The following is a 17,901-nucleotide window of genomic DNA, read 5'->3' as shown; positions in this document are numbered from 1 at the left end:
ATCCCAATGGACGAAAAAAATACGCCAAAAATGGGGCATGAACCCCACAATGCCCCATTTGAGATGTTCGACGCGTGGTTTAAGGACGCCAAAGAGGCGGAAAAAGCTTATCCCGATGCGATGACATTGGCCACGGCGGATAAGGATGGTCGACCATCGGCACGCATTGTCCTGCTTAAGGGTTTTGATGAACGTGGCTTTGTCTTTTACACCAATTATGAAAGCCGCAAGGGCAGCCAGCTTGCTGAAAACAGCTATGCGGCACTTTGTTTTCATTGGAAAAAGCTTGAAAAGTGCGTCCGCATTGAAGGCAAGGTTGCCAAGGTCGATAGTGCCGAATCGGATGAGTATTTCGCATCCCGCCCGCGGGGCAGTCAGCTTGGCGCCTGGGCATCCATCCAATCACGCCCGATGAGTGGCCGGTTTGATTTGGAAAAACGGGTGGCCGAATTTACCGCCAAGTTCGGTTTGGGCAAGGTTACACGCCCAGATCATTGGGGCGGGTTCCGGCTTGTCCCGGATCGGATTGAATTTTGGGCCGAGGGGAAATTCCGCCTGCATGACCGCAAATTGTTCACCCGCGACGGCGACGATGCGGGCTGGAACGTTGAAAAGCTGTTCCCATAAGAATTGACGATCTCAGTTGAACGACAAAACGCGCAAAGGTGGTGTCCTTTGCGCGTTTTTTATTTTTGGGCAGGGATTTGGTCGGGCCGGGACACGGCGGGTCGGGGCAAGTGCCGCCGGACGGACCGCCGACTATTTCGTGTTTTCTGGTGGGCAGAAGGTTTCCTGCAGGGCGGCGATGATGGTCATGGTGTTTTGATCTGCCAGTGAATAGTAGATCGTTTGGGCTTCGCGCCGGGTTTTTACCAACCTGTCGCGTCGCAACCGTCCCAAATGTTGGGACAATGCGGATTGTTTGATGCCCAGTTCATTTTCAAGCGTGCCAACCGATTTTTCGCTGTCACCCAACGAGCATAAAATCATCAGCCGCCATTCATTGCCCAATGTTTTTAGAAACTCTGCGGCTTCTCGTGCATTGTCATGAAGCGCTTCGTAATCCATTCGTCCGCAATTCCATTTTTAATATTCGTTTTCAGTATATATGCACTTCCCGGCCCGTTTTGCAGGTGTCTGGGCCGGTGCATTTTCATCTTGCCTTGAAACAGTCATCGTAATCGGGACTATAAATGATACAATTAGGTCGCAAGGCATTCTATCAAACAGATTTATACAAGCTGATCTTGCTTCTATAGCGCGTTGAACGAATAATTACAGCGCAATATTTTTGATCTTGGACAAGGATCAATCTGGTCAGACATGGCAAGATAGGGCCGATCCTGCAGTTTGGTATATGGATCAGGCGCAGGCACTGTTCACAAGATGACAGTCGGGAGTGAGTGCAATGGCAATAAGAACAATTCTGGCGCCAGTAGCCGGTTCGGAAATCGATCGCCGTGTTATGGATTTGGCGTTTCGTACAGCAAAACGGTTTGATGCGCATCTTGAGGCGCTTTTTGTCGCCGCCGAACCACAAGATTCCATTCCCATCGTTGGCGAAGGCATGTCGGGCCTGATCATTGAAGAAATGATCCGTGCGGCAGAAACCGAAACGGATAAACGCGAAGCCAATGGATTGGGGGCATTTAAGGCCGCGGTCCAAGCCGCTGGTATCGAAATTACTGAAACACCCGCGACCCAGACCAAACCAACCTGCGCATGGCGCAAAGATAACGGCCGCGAAGACGAAACAGTAGCGCGCCGTGGTCGTCTGTTTGATCTGGTTGTGATTGGCCGCGATCCCAAGGAAGCATCGGCATCGCTGACCTTTGATGCGGCATTGATGGAAACCGGGCGTCCGATCCTTGTTGCGCCGCAAGATCCGCCGGCGACGATTGGCGAAAATGCCATGATCGCGTGGAATGGCGGGGTTGAAGCTGCGCGGGCAGTGACATCGGCCATGCCGCTTTTGCGGACGGCAAAAACTGTGACGATTGTCAGTGTTGGTGATGTTCCGTACGGCCGGGCAAGTGCGCGCGAGCTGGCCGAGCAATTCCGTTGGCACGGAGTCGAGGCCGGGGTGGTCGAGCATACCGAAGCGGGAAATGTTGCTAATACCTTGATGTCAGAGGCAGAAAAGTGCGGTGCCGATTGCATTGTCCTTGGCGCTTATAGCCATTCCCGGTTCAAGGAAATGATCCTTGGCGGTGTGACGCAGGATATGCTGGCAAAATGCACCTTGCCGCTTTGGATTATGCACTGACGTAATGGTCACCGTAACCATATGAATTTCCGATGATAAATGTCCTATTCTTTTGAGTAGGACGGGAAGGGCGCATTTCGATGCGCCTTTTTTTGTTGCATCTGCGAGAGAATAGGTCGAGGGTTATCAAAGACGGAGCCCCGAAAAACGAGGCGTTCCGCAAAGAGGAAAAGCGTCTGCTAGGGGATTCCCATGTTGTCACTTCGCGATATCATTGATTTCGCAGCCATGTCAGATGACTTGGCGCATGAACTAAATAAATTGCAAATCGGTGTGCCGGATCTTGGTGCGGCGCTTGCCGGGCAAAATGGCGCGGGCAGTGAAGCTGCCGGTGGCTGTGAGGTTGCGCCTTGTGGTCCCAGCGATATTGACGGCAAATAAGCCAACGAAGCACTTTTGCGGATAATTGTGCTTCTGTTTTTATCCGGACTGTTTGACGGCAAAAAGCTTGCGTGCTGGTTTTATGTTCCAGCCACGGCCAAAGACGTTGGCCTTTGGGGCGGTGTTCGCCCGATCCCCCAAATATTTCCTATTTCGAGAAAAGACTGATTTGATCGTCATTGTGCTTGGTTTTGGGCGCAGTGGGGGCTTCTTCGTGCCAGGCCAATACATGGTCGGGCAGGGCGGTCAGCATATGGCGGGTTTGGTCAAACGCGACCGATGGATCAAGCCACGCATTGATATGATTGGGGCCAATCACGACGGGCATGCGATTGTGAATATGGGCAATCGCAGTTGAGGGCGCACAGGTGATGATGGTGGCCTCTGTGCCGTTTTCCAATCCGGCGAATAGAAACGGTTGATGATCTGGCAGCGTGATGTGGTTTTTACGCTTTGCACCGCCGTCTTTGCGCCATTCATACCACGCGGTTGCCGGGATCAAGCAGCGCCGGGCCAAAAGCGGACGAAAGGTCGGTTTTTGATCCAGCGTTTCGGCGCGGGCATTGATCAGCGGCGCGGTCAGGTTGCCACCGGTTAAGCCCCAACGACGCAGTCCCAATTTGCGGCTTGTAAGAATGACGGCGATGGGGTCGGTCGGGCGCCTGGTGCCGGTGAGGCCATCAAACGCGGCAGCGGTTTCGCTCGCGTCATCCGCATTGTCTGGGTCTGAATGGTCCGGAGCGTTGGCATCATTTGATCCATCAAAGCCGCCATGGGAAACCATGCGGCGGATATCTTCCATATCCAGACCCAATTGCACCTGAAAGGCACGGATGTCGATGTTGAGGTCAAATCGGCTGCACATTTGGGGACCCATGATCGTGATGCCGACAGAATAATACCTGCTGGTGGCTTTGCCAAACCTTGCGTGGCGACCTACCTTTCATTCGGGCCGCAAAAAAGTTGGGGTCAGCAGGATAAAAAAACAGGGCATTTCCTTCAATGGTTTGACCGGGGATGCTATAACAACAGGATCACATGCCGTTTCGCATGCGCACGCCACATAAAGAGCCCACATCATGAGTAAATCAGCCCCGAAAACAGTTATCCTGACAGGTGCGAGCCGTGGCATTGGCCACGTCACCGTGGGGTATTTTGCCCAGCGTGGTTGGCGGGTTATTTGTTGTTCCCGCGAAGCCCCGCCGCCCAGTTGCCCGCGCGACCCGGCACAGGGCATTCACATTCGCGCAGACTTGTCCAAGCCCGAGGATGTTGATGCCTTTATCGCCCAAGCCAATGAGGTGCTTGGCGATGATCCGCTGCATGCGTTGGTCAACAATGCCGGTGTGTCACCAAAGACGCCCTATAAGGAACGGCTTGGCTGTTTGAACGGGGATATCGCCGCGTGGCGTGATGTGTTTGAGCTTAACTTCTTTACCCCATTGACCCTTGCACGTGGCTTTGCATCCGCCTTGCATCGTGGGAAAGGGGCGATTTGCAACATCACATCGATTGCCGGGCACTATGTGCATCCGTTTGCCGGGTCTGCCTATTCCACGTCCAAAGCCGCCCTGTCGGGGCTGACGCGAGAAATGGCGGTGGAGTTTGCCGAGCTTGGCGTGCGGGTCAATGCCGTTGCGCCTGGTGAAATCAAAACAGACATGATTTCACCGGAATATGAGGCCCTGGTGCCGCGCATTCCGATGAACCGTATGGGCACCCCCGAAGATGTGGCAGCCGCAGTGCATTATCTGGTCGGGGATGACAGCAGTTATGTCACTGGCACGGAAATCTTTGTCACCGGTGGGCAGCATCTTTATTGATCGGCAACGCGTTGATCGTCGAACTGCGGTCAAGCGGTAGGCGTGGTGGATGATCCCCAAAATACAAAGGCAGCCCAATCGAGGCTGCCTTATTTTTTTTGGGATATGTTGAATGCCGGATCGTAGGTGACGATGCCCGATGGAACGTCATCAATCAGTGGCCGGGCCATAAAATATTTGTCGGGCACCCCGTCAAGTTTCAGATCGGGAAGGGGGGCAAAGCCAAATCGGCTGTAATAGGTTGGTTCGCCCAGAACAACGCAGCCGGCGGCATCATCGGCGCGTAAATGTCGGATGCCGCTTTGGATCAGTTCTGATCCGACGCCAAACCCCTGACGCACGGGCAGTACGGCAACCGGTCCAAGTCCATACCAGGCGCAGTTCACATCATTGATTTTGACGGGCGAAAAGGCGATGCAGCCGATCAGTTCGTCATCTTCTTCGGCAATCAGGGAAAGGGTCAGTTGGCCTTTTTCACGCAGCGCGTCGACAATAAGGTGTTCTGTCTGCTGGCTATGGGGTGCCGTTTCAAAGGCACTGGCCAGAAGTGCGTGAATTGCCGGTATGTCAGTTTCGGTCTCTTCACGAATCTGCATGTGTCGTACCTGCCTGTGACATGTGATCTGCTTCCTGCGGATCATCACTTTCGACTATAGCGGGAAAACGCGTCAGAGCAAGGTTGACTTAGGCGAGTAGGCTTTTCAACCATTCGTTCTTTTGTTCGAGACGTTTGACTTCCATCTCAAGCCAGCCGGTGAAATTGGCGGCTTCGTTGGCGTGTTCTTCGCGAAGGGCAAGAACACGTTCAAGGTCCAACTCGCACACATCTTGCAGAATTTCGATCTGTTCACGACGGATATCGGGATCAAGCAAATGCAAATAGCGCATTTTAAGCGCCATGATCAGGCGCGATAATTCGCCCGATGTATCACGCAGGTTTCCTTGCATCAGCTCAATAAACTTGTCGTGACCCTGTTTGGTCAGGACAAGCTGCGCATCGGAAAACGATCCGTTGCTGGTATCTTCCTTGACCAGCCCTTCAAGTTTCAGAAGCTGCAACGAGCTTCCCATCATATCAAGCGATGGGCCCATCATATGGGACATGAAATGACGCACAGAGTTGGCCAGATCAGCATAGCTGATCGGTTTATCTGAAAGGGCAAGGGTGCCGAGCGCGCATAAGCGCAGACATTCTTTGGGAAGCAAGGTTCTATCCGAATACATGAGCGGTCCCTGTGTGTGTACAGGCCCGACGTTAACGCGAACGGTTATTAATTGCAATGGTCCGGTGCCGGAATAATCCCGACACCGGTACATATAGATCACAAATCCGATTGCGCAAACAAGCGGTGATCGGTATTGCCCCGCAATATAACCATCCTGTGCTTAGTCATCGCTATTTTCGGGCGTTACAACGTCGGTGATTGTCAGTTCACGCAGTTCTTTGTCGGGTGTCTGCCACCAGATGGTGTCGCCCTTGGCGATCCCGATTAATGCCGCGCCGACGGGCGTCATGATGGAAATACGCTGACGGGTGATGTCGGCCTCGGTCGGCATGACAAGGGTGACGGTTTGCGCATTGCCCGTCGCATTATCGCGAAATGTGACATTGGACCCGATGGTGATGATATCGGGGGGCAGTTCCGACCGGGCAAGGATCTTCGCCCGGTCGATTTCTTCTAGCAAGCGGTTGGCCGCCAGCGGTTGCCGTTCGATATTGGCAAGGGCCAGGTTTTCAAGCTGATCGGCGATGGCCTGATCAATGAAAACTGCCGGGTCACCAGATTTGGCTTTGGCAAAGGTGGTTGCGGTGTCGTGCATTTCAAAAGCTTCTTTCTTGTCACTAAAGTGGGGGCGTTTTGGGCATGGGGGTACTGTCCCCGCCAGAACGCCGGTTAATATCGTGAAGGGTTAAGGTGCCAACGGTGCAATCGCTTGAAAGCAGTTTGGCATGTTGATTGGGTTTAAGGCCGATGACCGTGATCCCGACAAAACTGCGAAGATCGAGATAGGTTAGATCTTTCGCCCCAGGTTCGTTTGGGGCGCCCTCAAACTGGCTTTGCGGGGCGGTGGGGATGCCAAGGCGGGCGGTCTGCATAGGCCCGTTATTGAGCGAATAGGAAATAATATCCCCAACCGCGGCATAAAGGTGCCCGTCATCCATATCGTCGAGCAGCCGTGCATCGGCCAGTTTGGTGCAAAGCAGCCGACCCAGTAAAACGTCGAGTGGCGGCGTTTCGTGACGCATTTTCTCAAGCCGGGTGAAGTCCTTGGCGCACAGACAACTTGTCATGGGGCGCAGGGATTCCAAGCGTTTGAAGGTGCGCGGTCGGCTGATCGTGGGGGGATGAATGTTGTGGGATGGACTGCGTGCCGTGGTGTGCGTCACCGTAGCATCCGAAGTACCACCCAAAGCATGGTTTTTGCGCGGTGTCATTGTGATCCTGCCTGCGGGACGATCCGTGGGGATGTCCGTCAAAGGTTATTGAAGGTTTGACTTCAAAACCCCGAGTGCAGGTATAGGAAAACGTTCCTCACCCCACTCGGGGTGAAGTTCCTGCGAGCAGGGAACCTGCATTGATCACAAAACGAACGTTCAATTCATGCTTTAACATAACGAAACCAGCTTAACACAGTGGCTGGAAATGTCCGCTGTAAATGTGGTCATCACCTGGTTGGGGGATTCCCACAAAAGCAAAACCGGCGCATTGGCTGCACCGGTTTTGCTTTTAGGACTGTAACCGAAAAGGCTGAAGCGCGTCTGGCTTAGGCAGCCTTTGAAATGCCAAGCTGGCTCCAGACGGTGAGCAGCGAGTCGATCAGTTGATCCATCAGTTCGTCATTATGCAGCGGACCCGGGGTAAAGCGCAGGCGTTCGGTGCCGCGCGGTACTGTTGGGTAGTTGATTGGCTGCACATAGATGTCGTGTTCAAACAGCAGACGGTCGCTGGCTTCTTTGCACATGGCGGCATTGCCAACCATCAGCGGCACGATGTGGCTTGGCGCATCCATGACGGGAAGACCGGCGGCACGCATGCGTTCACGCAGGGTTTCAGCACGTTCTTTTTGTGCAATACGCTCGGCGTCGCTGCTTTTAAGGTGACGAACAGCCGCCAGCGCGCCCGCAGCAATGCTTGGCGGATGGGAGCTGGTAAAGATAAAGCCGTTCCCGAAGCTGCGCACGAAATCGATGATTTCTGGTTTGCCCGCGATATAGCCACCAATGACGCCAAACGCCTTGGCCAAGGTGCCCTGAATGATGTCGACACGGTGCATGACACCATCGCGTTCAGCAACGCCGCCGCCGCGTGGGCCATACATGCCAACCGCATGGACTTCGTCGAGATAGGAAATTGCGTTGTATTTTTCGCACAGATCAAGGATTTGACCGATCGGCGCGATATCGCCATCCATGGAATAAACCGACTCGAACGCAACGATTTTGGCGCGGTCCGGGCCAAGTTCCTTAAGGATGGCTTCGAGATGTTCGACGTCGTTGTGGTTCCAGATGCGGCGTTCGGCCTTGGAATGGCGCATGCCTTCGATCATGGAATTGTGGTTCAGCGCGTCGGAGATAATCACGCAATCAGGCAGTTTGGAGCCCAAAGTAGAAAGCGTGGTCCAGTTCGCGACATAGCCCGACGTCATCAAAAGGGCCGATTCCTTGCCGTGCAGATCGGCGAGCTCTTGCTCAAGCGCGACGTGCAAATGGTTGGAGCCGGAAATATTACGAGTGCCGCCCGCACCACCACCTTGGCCCGAAACGGTTTGTTCCATGGCTTCAAGTACCTTGGGATGTTGGCCCATTCCAAGATAATCGTTCGAGCACCAAACCGTTATTTCACGGGGCGCTTCGCCATTTTCCGGGTGGTAGACGGATTTGGGAAATTTGCCGACAATACGTTCAAGATTGGCGAATACGCGATAACGACCTTCTGCTTTGAGGCCAGAAATCGCATCTTTGAAGAAGTTGTTATAATTCATCTTTGTTTCTTTCGCCTGTCTCTTCGCAGCGGTACGGGATTTCACACCGCGAAGCTCTGGTCTTGTTCTGATCAGCACGCTGATTTCAAACATGTCGTCCGGTTCGACCGGGCCTTGATGGGTACCTTATCGGGCATGGCATCCGACTTAGCATTGACCCTTGTCAAAAATTAAAGCGATTCCAGAATTCTTTGGAACCATCCGGTCAGAGAGGGCGTCCATCTTTTATGTGTCAATCTCATCTTGGGGAGTACCCCGTCTTGCCGTCGTTGTCAATTTGGGCCCGTTGGCAACATTTGGCAAGGATTTGAACGCATTTGGCCCCATAATTATATCAATTCAAATGATAGTTTAAATCGATCATGTTTTGGGAAACTTATCGGAAAACCGATGTCCGACGCGGCTGCTACTATCGCGTTACGCGGTTTTACTGTATGCGGCGTTTGGGCGGGAATGCTGATTTTACAGGGGTTTAAGCGTGTGTCGTCCATAGAAAAACGCCCTGCACACGATCAAATGCACAGGGCGTCTTTGGCTCTGGTCAGCGTAGCGAAAACCGCTTACAGGCTGCTATGCCATTCGGTCAAAGCTGCTTCGACCTTATCAAACATGTCGTGGATTTGTTCTTCGGTGATGATCAGCGGCGGGCAGAAGGCAACCGTGTCGCCCAAGGCGCGCAAGATCACGCCATGTTCAAGGCAGATGGCGGCAACGGCCTTGCCCGCAGCACCATAGGGTTCAAACGGCGTTTTGGCGCATTTATCAGCAACCAGTTCAAACGCCCCAATCAGACCACGACCCCGGGTTTCGCCGATATGTTCGAACTTATTGAGGCCTTTGAGGCGTTTTTGGAACGGCGACATAACTTCGCGGACATGGTCAATGATGCCGTCATCTTCATACACCTTGATGGTTTCAAGTGCGACGGCCGCGGCGACCGGGTGCCCGGAATAGGTAAAGCCATGGCCAAAGACACCGATTTCGTCCGAGCCCTTTTTGACCGCCTGATAAATCTTGTCATTGATGAATAGGGCCGAAATCGGCTGATAGGCCGATGAAAGCTGTTTGGCGACCGTGATCATATCGGGTTTGAGGCGGAAGGTTTCGGTGGCAAACATCCGGCCCGTCCGGCCAAAGCCACAAATGACTTCGTCGGCAATAAACAGGACGTCATAGCGTTTGAGGACTTCCTGAATTTTCTCAAAATACGTGCGCGGTGGGACAATCACGCCGCCTGCACCCATGATTGGTTCGGCGATAAAGGCACCAACGGTTTCGGGGCCTTCGGCCAGGATCAGATCTTCAAGTTGTTCGGCCAAACGGGTGGCAAAATCTTCTTCTTCCTCGCCCGGTTGGGCTTCGCGCCAGTAATGGGGCGTTTCGGTATGCAGGATGCGGTCAATCGGAAGGTCAAACAGCTTATGATTGCCGGGAAGGCCGGTCATGGATGCAGAGGCCACCGTGACCCCGTGATAGCCTTTCTTCCGTGAAATGATTTTCTTCTTTTCGGGCTGGCCGATGGCATTGTGATAATACCAGACCATCTTGACGGCGGAATCGGTTGCTTCTGATCCGCTATTGGCGAAGAAAACCTTCGACATCGGGACTGGCACGATTTCAAGCAGCTTTTCGGCCAGATCAATCGCCGGGTTTGTGCTTTTGGAAGCAAAGGTATGGTAATAGGGCAGGGTATTGAGCTGCTTGGTGGCGGCGTCGACCAGACGTTTTTCGTCAAAGCCAAGCGACGTGCACCACAGACCTGCCATGCCTTCGATCAGGTCACGGCCCGAATCATCGGTCACGTAAATACCATGCCCGCCGGTAATAATATGCGGGCCTTTTTTTTCATGGGTGACCAGATTGGTGTATGGATGCAGATAGCTTGCGACGTCGCGGCTGGCATCGGAATTTCCCGGAACAGTGGGGCCGACGGTCGGTTTGACGTTGGTGGCGTCGATGGTCATAGCGAACCTCTTATTTCGTGGGGGATCCTGAAACCCAATTTAGACTTTCTTGCACATTAATCCCAGTTTGGTCGGGCGCAATGTTAATTCTGTGCGGTGCGGCAGTTTTGACCAAAGACATACGCAGATACAAAAAAACCGGCCGAAAAATTCCGGCCGGTTTGTAAATCAGGTCTTTGTGTGAATTAGTGAGACATCAGGACCGGAACGGTCATGTGACGCAGAAGATGCTGGGTGACCCCACCCATCATCAATTCGCGCAGACGCGGACGGCCATAGGCACCACACACAATCAGATCGGCACTTTCATCCGCAGCACGGGACAACAGAAGGTCGCCAACACTGATGCCAGATGCATTCATGGTTTCCTTGGTTGCACTAATGCCGTGGCGTTTAAGGCGATCGGCAATATCAACACCGGGTACCGGCAGGGTATCGCGTGCGCCCTTGTTCGGGTCCGCGCACAGAACAACAGCCTTTTTCGCGTTTTCAAGGAACGGCATGCTGTCATTCACAGCACGGACGGCCTCACGGTATGGTTTCCACGCGATCAAAACGCGTTCGCCGATTGTGTCGAATTTGCCAACATAAGGCACGATCAGAACCGGGCTGCCTGCGGTCAAAACAACTTTGTCGGGCATTTCAGAGACAGAGCAGGAATCACTGCTGTCGGGGTCATGTTGGCCCAAGATCGTCAGATCATGGTGGCGGGCATACATCGCCGCGGTATCGGCAAGTTCGGTCGCGGCACAGGATGTTTGCTGCCAGCTAAATTCAACATCAGCTTCGGCGCAGGCTTTTTCAAACATGCCTTGGGCGACTTTGCCCTGATCCGCCATGGCTTGGCGTTGCTGACGAATGATTTCTTCGGGAATTTGAACTTCCATGAAGCGCGGAATATCGGCATAGGGCAGCAAGAACAAACCCGTCAGATGCGCCTGTTGAGCCTTAGCAACTTTGAGGGCCACTGCAAGTCGTTCGCTGCAGGCCGGCGTATTGTCGATGTGAACAAGAATATCCCGATACATGAGACTGTCTCCATTGTAAGGCCAGTAAACCCCACCAGCACGGTGCGGATCACAAACAGGCCCAGTCGATATGGAGTAAGAATAATGCTAGGGCAGGCTGGTGGTCTTTGCTCTATCTCAAATAGAAAAATTTCAGACCATTTTTTGTCGCCTTATCCGTCCGTGCCCGGTTGGATCATGGGAATGACTTTTTCCATTTGCGGGGTTTCGGTGGCGTCCAGGCTGGTCGTGCCGTTTGTAATCAGGCCCTGTGGCACGGTGACGGTGCGCGGTGCTGGCTGTTGTGGTGCCAAGGTTTGGCTTGGCGCATTGTTTATGGTTGGATCGGCGATGGGCATGTTCATATTCATGTTGTCACCCGAAAGCACCGACAGGCTCTTATGAAGCTGCTGGGAAAGCGGTTCCCAGTTTTGTTGCAAGGTGACACATGACGCGGCATCGCCTTGCTGTACACAGCGCTGCGCCATGCGATCAAGAATGCCCAATGCGATGCGGGCTTCATCAAGCTGCTGCTGTTGCATTTGGCCCAGCATGGCGCGATTGGGGTCTTTCATCATCACCAGATTGTCGGTGGTTGCACCCGGGGTCGATGCCATCGGTTGAACGGCATTGGCCTGTGCGTTTGATGTCGTGCCCCATGGGGTGACGATGGTCTGGCTGTCATTGGCAACGCTGACCGGCTGTTGCGACGCGGGCAGACAGGCCGAAAGCGCACATGTCAGTGCAATCATCGTAAGTGTTTTTGTGTTTTTGCAGATCGACATGTGGTTGCTCCTTAGACCGTGGGCGGTTTCGCCGCGGTCGCGCAATCGCGTTATCCCGAAAGTCAGTCGTATGGCGGCTACGACTTTGCTTTTATTGTCCAACATATTGAACTGACTTTATGCGGCTGTCCAGAAAAGGCCAAAGGAAAGCGTGCTTGATGAGCGCATGACCCGTGAAATTACGGCGACCGGCCGGTATCACGTTTGCATTACGCTGTTTGTCTTTCGGTTGTTGATAATTTCGGATCGTTTTTCAGGGTGTTGGCGATCCAGCGCATGGTCAGTTTAATCCGTTCGACCTGACGAAGATCGGGGTGGGTCAAGACCCATAATCGGTTAGGGGCAATATCGTTTAGCAGGGTAAGACGTTTGAGGCCGGGAACGGCAAGGTCCGTCGGTAAACAGGCAAAGCCGTTTCCGGCCCGTGCCAAGTGGGCCATCGCGATCAGGTCATCGCATTGCTGATGAATTTCGCCGCGGTGGGATTTTTCAAACCATTGATACACCGGGTGACTGCGCAGCGTTCCACAGGCGCCGATAAAGTCCTGCTGCAAGAGGAAATCCAGATCGTCGGTCGCGGCATCATCGGGGGTACCGTAAATGGCCCAACTGATTGTGCGGATTTCGCGGCCGACCAAATGATCGGGTGGATGGCTGGCAATGCGAATGGCGATGTCGGCATAGCGTTGCGTCATGTTGAATTCCTGATTGCTTGCCAGAAGTTCAAGTTGAATGTCCGGATACGTTTCGCGAAATCGGGCGAAGCAATCAGGTAACAGGAAATATGAAAAGCTTGTGGGGGCCGTAATGCGGACAAGTCCGGATGGCGAAATGTCGCGCCCGGAGATGTGATGATTGATCGCATCAAAACTGTTCATGATCTGCCGGGCGGGCTGCAGCATATCTGCGCCAGCCTCGGTCAACTGATAATGGCCGCGCACCCGATCAAACAGTCGCGCACCCGTTTCTTTTTCCAGCGCATGAATATGCCGGAAAACGGTTGTGCTGCTTACGCGCATTTTTTGTGATGCTTGTTCAAGCGATCCTGTCTCGGCGATGGCGAGAAAGGATTTCATGTAATTCCAATCCATCGACAAAAATTCCAAATTTGCAATTTATGATTTCAAGATCGCGTATGTATTGCAAATTTGCAATTCTGTATTTTTGTTCCAGCGAAACAGTGACCCGAAAAGCAAAAGGATTTTGCGATGATTGGCTATACATCCGTTGGAACCAATGACCTGCCGCGCTCTGGCGCATTTTACGACGATTTGCTCAGCGTTTTGGGGGCGGGCCGCGTTATGGTCGTTTCTGATTTTATCGTCTGGGGAACAGGGGCCAACAGCCCATGCTTTTCCGTCCATGTGCCATATGATGGCAAACCGGCCACCATTGGAAACGGCACAATGATTGCGTTGGCGGCAACGTCGCGCCAGCAGGTCGACGAGGTCTATCACAAGGCGCTGGCATTGGGCGGAACATCAGAAGGCGCGCCCGGGCCGCGCACCGATGACGGGTTTTATGCGGCTTATTTTCGCGATCTGGATGGCAACAAACTGAACATCCATTTCATGGGATAGCACGCCATTCCGACAGCCACGGGCTGTTGTTGTGAACGGTTTTCAGAGTTTTCACATTTTGGGGATGTGTGATGTACCCGGATTTTCGGCTTGTGGGGCACCGTTTGTGTCCCTATGTGCAGCGCGTTGCTATGGTCATGGCGGCCCAATCGATTGCACACGAACGGATTGATATCTCGCTTGATGATAAACCGGGGTGGCTTTTTGAGATAAACCCGACCGGCAAGGTCCCGGTTTTGGTGATAGACCAAAGATCGGTGCTGTTTGAGGCAGCGGCAATTTGCGAATATCTTGATGATGTGACGGGCAAGTCTTTGTTTCCGTCGGACCCTTATGAACGCGGTCAACATCGATCACTGATCGCGGTTGGCGAACAGGTTTTGGCGTTAACCGCAACATTGATCTATCAGGTCGCCACCGAAGATGCCGTCGACGCCACGATGCATCAGATAACCCAGCGGCTTGAGATTCTTGCTGGCTATATCGAGGCGAAACCCGCTGGGGTGCAAGGCAAGCTTGGCATGCTTGATTTTGTCTTTGCAACGGTATTTCGGCCTTTCCCGGTGCTGGCAATCGGTTTGAACCGTGATCTTTATGCCGTATTGGACAGCATCAAAGACTGGTCCAGCCGGCTTTTGGCGGATGACATTGTGCGGAATGTGGTGCCAAAAAGTTACCTTGTCGACATGCAGAAATTCATCACACGTAAGGACGGCTACCTTGGCCGGCGACTATCCATGGTGCCGACGCGGCTTTTAACGTCTTAAGTTTGGCGGTGCAGCAACGGATCGAAGGTGCAGATACCTTGGTTTTGATGTTTCCGACCTGTTGGTGGTTGATGCCAGCAATTATGAAAAGTTGGATTGATCGCGAAAACAAAACGCCCGCCAAAAGTTCGGCGGGCGTTTGCGTTTTTTATGGTTGATGCAAGCTTAGTCGTGCTTGCCGCCATTTGCTTTGGACCAGCCAATCGGGTCATTCAGGAAAGAACGCACACCTTCGATGGCGTCCTTGCTGAAATATTCGCCTTCTTCGGCGACGGCCAAAACATCTGCCCAGGTGGCAAGGTAATGCATTTCGATGTCGTCTTTGCGCAGTTCTTCAAGCGCACCTTCGAAGATGTCATAGAAGAACACGACAAAGGCGTGTTTGCATTCCGCACCAGCTTCGCGGATGGCATTGACGAAATTGACTTTCGATGCGCCATCGGTTGCCAGATCTTCGACGAGCAGGACGCGCTGGCCTTCGTGAATGTCGCCTTCGATACGGGCCTTACGTCCGAACCCTTTGGGTTTTTTGCGGACATATTGCATCGGCAGGTCAAGCTGATCGGCAAGCCATGCGGAATAAGGGATGCCAGCGGTTTCACCGCCTGCAACCGCGTCAAATGCCTCGTAACCGGCTTTGTCAGATACCTGACGTGCGGCAAGTTCGATGACTTTGCGGCGGGCACGCGGGAAGGAAATCAGTTTGCGGCAGTCGATATAAACCGGGCTGGCCCAGCCAGATGTCAGGATATAGGCTTCTTCCGGGCGGAAATTAACGGCCCCGATATCTAGCAAAATCTTGGCAACGGTTTTAGCAGCATATGAACAATGTGCGGTCGGCGATTGGGTGGTCATGGCAGATTTACCCTCTTTGGCTCGAAGATTTGCCGACCTCTTAGCGCTTTTGACGAAAAAGCGCAAAGAAAAGCCGCTGACCATTTGGTCAGTTTTTGGCAAGGTTTGGCGTTGTCCTGTTTTGGCATAGCGGTATTTCGTGAACAGCTATGGCATTGGGGGGCGGAAATATTGTTTAATCAGCACGGCTTATATGCGGGTGGTCTGCCTCATTCGCGCATATCGATCTTATTCATCCCCGGAGCACGTTTATGACCCTGCAAAGACGCCGTCGACTGATTAAGGCCCGTCGTACCGGGGTGGGTTTGGTCCTTGTCTTAGCGATGTCCATGATCGCCGGGATGGCCGATGCCATCGGGCTTTTGATGGCGGGGGATTTTGTATCCTTTATGTCTGGCAACACGACGCGTGCGGCCATCGATATCGGGCATGGTAACTGGCGCCATGCCGGCGTTTTGTTGGGCGCGATTGGCTGTTTCATTGTCGGCAATGCGGCGGGGGTGGTGATTGCCAGCCAAATTCGAAAACGTTTGGCCGGACTGTTGATCATGGTGGCGTTTTTGATGTGCCTTGCGGCGATGATGCCAATGCAAATGACCGGATCGGCGGCGTTTTATACGGTCGTGCTGGCCATGGGTATGATCAACGCCACTGTTGAAACCGTCGAAGGATTGCCGATTGGCCTGACCTATGTCACCGGCGCATTATCGCGGTTTGGGCGCGGGATTGGCCGGTGGATTACCGGGGATCGGCGCGGGGATTGGGCGATCCAAATTGTGCCGTGGCTCGGCATGATCACCGGGGCGATTATTGGCGGGTTGCTTGAATTGTGGATCGGACAGGATGCCTTGTGGCTGGTCGCGGGCGTTACATTGTTGGTTGCCCTTTATGCCATGGTCATTCCGACACGGTTGCAAGCGCGGTTTTTGGTAACATCCAAGCCCGTACCCTCAAAACGACCAGCGAAGCGGCCGTTGAAATACTGATGGCTTGAAAGCCACAACCTATTGGCAAAACGGGTGTTTGGGTTTATTCGGTATAGGACTACCGAATAATGCTGCGTTAAGGCAGTTGGTAAAAAGACCCGCCCAAAGGAAACACCATGACGGATCAAACCGGACTGAATGTCACTGTTGCCGATGGCATTGCGACCATCACGATTTGCCAGCCAGAGCGTAAAAATGCTCTGACCAAACCGATGTGGGGCACATTGGCGCACATCGCACAGGAATTGTCCGATGATTTGGATCTGCGCTGTGTCGTTATTCGCGGTGGTGACGGGGCTGGGTTTGGGGCCGGGGCGGATATCCATGAATTTGTCCGCGAACGCGACGGGTTTAATAAGGCCCGTGATTACGGGTTGCTTCATGCCGAAGCGCTTCAGATGTTGCAAGCCTGTCCGCATCCGGTGATTGCCGCAATTGATGGGCCATGTATCGGGGCGTCATTTGTGTTGGCGGCGGCCTGTGACCTGCGTATTGCGGCGGATAATGCCAAATTCGCTGTGCCACCGATGAAGCTTGGCGCGACGTTGGGATACCCGGAACTGCAAATCATGCTGGATCTTTTGGGCGAGGCGGCCTTGTTTGAAATCCTGCTTGAAGGGCAGGTGTTTGGCCCAGCCCGTGCGCGTGAAATCGGGTTTATCGCCCGCTATGTGCCGATTTGGGACTTTGAGGGTGAAATCACCAAAACAGCCCAGCGCATTGCCAGCGGCGCGCCGATTACCCAACGCCTGCATAAGAAAATGATCAACCGACTGCGCCAAGGCGGGGCGATTGATGCCCATGAATTTGACGAAGGATACCGGGCGTTTGACAGTGCGGATTTCAAGGAAGGCTACACCGCGTTCCTTGAAAAACGCAAAGCGGTCTTTAGCGGGAAATAAAGACCCGTTTTCTGGCGCGACCAAGTACGGTCACAGCACGATCCGCGATCATTAAAGCGGTACATCAGGCATCAGCGGCACGTCGGTGATGCCGTAATCGATGCCCATTTTGTGCAGTTCGCTGGTGATTTGCGATCTGTGATGGGTTTGATGGTTGAAGAACTGGATCAAAAACAGCGGACGGGGCAATTTGCGGGTAACGCCATCCACACCAGTAAATTCGCGGTATCCGTCCTGCCAGTCATGATCGTCTGAATTGGCGAATTCTTCGATTTCGGCATCTAAATCGCGTCTGACGTTGCGAAGGGTGACGAAATCATCGGCAACGGTTGTGTGCGCATCATATTCCGGGGCCTCGCCGGTGCGCATGATGTCCAATATCCGCATGTCGATATGCACCAGATGGTTCAGCGTCGCGTGGATGGAGCCAAAAAACATCCCACGATCACGACGGCGTTCTTCGTCACCGATTTCAGAACACAGTGTATAAAGCGCATCATTCTGCCAGCTGTTATAGCGGGCCATAACGCGGCCATAATCATCAAAAGTCATGCGGGGCATTTCGGGGGCTCCTGTGGGCGTCGTATATATTTTACGTGGT

The 17,901-nt window shown here is 53.3% G+C and carries 23 protein-coding genes; 10 read left to right on the top strand and 13 right to left on the bottom strand.

Going from position 1 to position 17,901, the window contains the following annotated elements:
* The first annotated feature begins 6 nt into the window (after positions 1-6).
* The gene (gene pdxH, locus HCZ99_RS19045) at positions 7-627 is read left to right on the top strand and encodes a pyridoxamine 5'-phosphate oxidase (RefSeq protein ID WP_167448606.1); all 621 of its coding nucleotides are present in this window, start codon (positions 7-9) and stop codon (positions 625-627) included.
* Positions 628-759: 132 nt separating this feature from the next.
* On the opposite strand, the gene HCZ99_RS19040 is transcribed toward pdxH, so the two are convergent.
* Entirely contained in the window at positions 760-1,068 is a 309-nt protein-coding gene (locus HCZ99_RS19040) for an ArsR/SmtB family transcription factor (RefSeq protein ID WP_167448605.1), read from the bottom strand.
* 340 nt (positions 1,069-1,408) lie between these two features.
* On the opposite strand from HCZ99_RS19040, the gene HCZ99_RS19035 reads away from it, so the two are divergent.
* On the top strand, positions 1,409-2,266 hold the full coding sequence (locus HCZ99_RS19035; protein WP_167448604.1) for a universal stress protein: 858 nt from the start codon (positions 1,409-1,411) through the stop codon (positions 2,264-2,266).
* Positions 2,267-2,458: 192 nt separating this feature from the next.
* Positions 2,459-2,647: a hypothetical protein gene (locus HCZ99_RS19030; protein WP_167448603.1), complete on the top strand. Its 189-nt coding sequence runs from the start codon at positions 2,459-2,461 to the stop codon at positions 2,645-2,647.
* A 148-nt stretch (positions 2,648-2,795) separates the two neighbouring features.
* Here HCZ99_RS19030 and HCZ99_RS19025 read toward each other — a convergent pair whose 3' ends face one another.
* The gene (locus HCZ99_RS19025; RefSeq protein ID WP_167448602.1) at positions 2,796-3,512 is read right to left on the bottom strand and encodes an SOS response-associated peptidase; all 717 of its coding nucleotides are present in this window, start codon (positions 3,510-3,512) and stop codon (positions 2,796-2,798) included.
* Between the two features lie 214 nt (positions 3,513-3,726).
* On the opposite strand from HCZ99_RS19025, the gene HCZ99_RS19020 reads away from it, so the two are divergent.
* Positions 3,727-4,470 carry an SDR family NAD(P)-dependent oxidoreductase gene (locus tag HCZ99_RS19020; protein WP_167448601.1) on the top strand — a complete coding sequence of 248 codons (744 nt, stop codon included), beginning with the start codon at positions 3,727-3,729 and terminating at the stop codon, positions 4,468-4,470.
* 89 nt (positions 4,471-4,559) lie between these two features.
* Here the strand turns inward: HCZ99_RS19020 and HCZ99_RS19015 are convergent, their stop codons facing one another.
* The 4 genes from HCZ99_RS19015 to HCZ99_RS19000 form a co-directional block, all read right to left on the bottom strand.
* A complete protein-coding gene (locus HCZ99_RS19015; RefSeq protein ID WP_167448600.1) occupies positions 4,560-5,066 on the bottom strand; it encodes a GNAT family N-acetyltransferase in 507 nt (168 codons plus the stop codon).
* 88 nt (positions 5,067-5,154) lie between these two features.
* Positions 5,155-5,694 (bottom strand): hypothetical protein, encoded by a 540-nt coding sequence (locus tag HCZ99_RS19010; protein ID WP_167448599.1) that lies wholly within the window; start codon positions 5,692-5,694, stop codon positions 5,155-5,157.
* Between the two features lie 162 nt (positions 5,695-5,856).
* Positions 5,857-6,291, bottom strand: coding sequence for a nucleoside diphosphate kinase regulator (gene rnk, locus HCZ99_RS19005; protein WP_167448598.1), 435 nt, complete (start codon positions 6,289-6,291; stop codon positions 5,857-5,859).
* Between the two features lie 22 nt (positions 6,292-6,313).
* Positions 6,314-6,763, bottom strand: coding sequence for a hypothetical protein (locus HCZ99_RS19000; protein ID WP_167448597.1), 450 nt, complete (start codon positions 6,761-6,763; stop codon positions 6,314-6,316).
* A 58-nt stretch (positions 6,764-6,821) separates the two neighbouring features.
* Here HCZ99_RS19000 and HCZ99_RS18995 point away from each other — a divergent pair, with 58 nt between their 5' ends.
* Positions 6,822-6,959 carry a hypothetical protein gene (locus HCZ99_RS18995; RefSeq protein ID WP_167448596.1) on the top strand — a complete coding sequence of 46 codons (138 nt, stop codon included), beginning with the start codon at positions 6,822-6,824 and terminating at the stop codon, positions 6,957-6,959.
* A gap of 277 nt (positions 6,960-7,236) precedes the next feature.
* On the opposite strand, the gene hemA is transcribed toward HCZ99_RS18995, so the two are convergent.
* From hemA to HCZ99_RS18970, 5 genes are all read right to left on the bottom strand, one after another.
* Positions 7,237-8,454: a 5-aminolevulinate synthase gene (gene hemA, locus HCZ99_RS18990; RefSeq protein ID WP_167448595.1), complete on the bottom strand. Its 1,218-nt coding sequence runs from the start codon at positions 8,452-8,454 to the stop codon at positions 7,237-7,239.
* A 560-nt stretch (positions 8,455-9,014) separates the two neighbouring features.
* On the bottom strand, positions 9,015-10,418 hold the full coding sequence (locus HCZ99_RS18985) for an aspartate aminotransferase family protein (RefSeq protein WP_167448594.1): 1,404 nt from the start codon (positions 10,416-10,418) through the stop codon (positions 9,015-9,017).
* 185 nt (positions 10,419-10,603) lie between these two features.
* Positions 10,604-11,446 (bottom strand): universal stress protein, encoded by an 843-nt coding sequence (locus HCZ99_RS18980; RefSeq protein ID WP_167448593.1) that lies wholly within the window; start codon positions 11,444-11,446, stop codon positions 10,604-10,606.
* 152 nt (positions 11,447-11,598) lie between these two features.
* Positions 11,599-12,210: a hypothetical protein gene (locus HCZ99_RS18975; RefSeq protein WP_167448592.1), complete on the bottom strand. Its 612-nt coding sequence runs from the start codon at positions 12,208-12,210 to the stop codon at positions 11,599-11,601.
* A gap of 209 nt (positions 12,211-12,419) precedes the next feature.
* Positions 12,420-13,286, bottom strand: a complete 867-nt coding sequence (locus tag HCZ99_RS18970) for a LysR family transcriptional regulator (protein ID WP_254869749.1) — start codon at positions 13,284-13,286, stop codon at positions 12,420-12,422.
* Positions 13,287-13,418: 132 nt separating this feature from the next.
* Here HCZ99_RS18970 and HCZ99_RS18965 point away from each other — a divergent pair, with 132 nt between their 5' ends.
* From HCZ99_RS18965 to HCZ99_RS18955, 3 genes are all read left to right on the top strand, one after another.
* The gene (locus tag HCZ99_RS18965) at positions 13,419-13,790 is read left to right on the top strand and encodes a VOC family protein (RefSeq protein ID WP_167448590.1); all 372 of its coding nucleotides are present in this window, start codon (positions 13,419-13,421) and stop codon (positions 13,788-13,790) included.
* Positions 13,791-13,861: 71 nt separating this feature from the next.
* Complete coding sequence (locus tag HCZ99_RS18960) at positions 13,862-14,557, top strand: glutathione S-transferase family protein (protein ID WP_167448589.1); 696 nt, start codon at positions 13,862-13,864, stop codon at positions 14,555-14,557.
* An 8-nt stretch (positions 14,558-14,565) separates the two neighbouring features.
* Positions 14,566-14,715, top strand: a complete 150-nt coding sequence (locus HCZ99_RS18955; RefSeq protein ID WP_368484287.1) for an NAD(P)H-dependent oxidoreductase — start codon at positions 14,566-14,568, stop codon at positions 14,713-14,715.
* Between the two features lie 7 nt (positions 14,716-14,722).
* On the opposite strand, the gene HCZ99_RS18950 is transcribed toward HCZ99_RS18955, so the two are convergent.
* Positions 14,723-15,412, bottom strand: a complete 690-nt coding sequence (locus HCZ99_RS18950; protein ID WP_167448588.1) for an orotate phosphoribosyltransferase — start codon at positions 15,410-15,412, stop codon at positions 14,723-14,725.
* 251 nt (positions 15,413-15,663) lie between these two features.
* On the opposite strand from HCZ99_RS18950, the gene HCZ99_RS18945 reads away from it, so the two are divergent.
* Both HCZ99_RS18945 and HCZ99_RS18940 read left to right on the top strand, forming a co-directional pair.
* Entirely contained in the window at positions 15,664-16,398 is a 735-nt protein-coding gene (locus HCZ99_RS18945; RefSeq protein ID WP_167448587.1) for a YoaK family protein, read from the top strand.
* A 116-nt stretch (positions 16,399-16,514) separates the two neighbouring features.
* Complete coding sequence (locus HCZ99_RS18940) at positions 16,515-17,300, top strand: enoyl-CoA hydratase/isomerase family protein (RefSeq protein ID WP_167448586.1); 786 nt, start codon at positions 16,515-16,517, stop codon at positions 17,298-17,300.
* 51 nt (positions 17,301-17,351) lie between these two features.
* Here HCZ99_RS18940 and HCZ99_RS18935 read toward each other — a convergent pair whose 3' ends face one another.
* Positions 17,352-17,861 (bottom strand): DinB family protein, encoded by a 510-nt coding sequence (locus HCZ99_RS18935; RefSeq protein WP_167448585.1) that lies wholly within the window; start codon positions 17,859-17,861, stop codon positions 17,352-17,354.
* Positions 17,862-17,901 lie beyond the last annotated feature (40 nt).

It is taken from the genome of Thalassospira lucentensis (genome assembly GCF_011806425.1).
GTDB classification, from domain to species: domain Bacteria; phylum Pseudomonadota; class Alphaproteobacteria; order Rhodospirillales; family Thalassospiraceae; genus Thalassospira; species Thalassospira lucentensis_B.
Note: the sequence above shows the minus strand (reverse complement) of the source record. Positions and strands in the feature narration are given on the sequence as shown.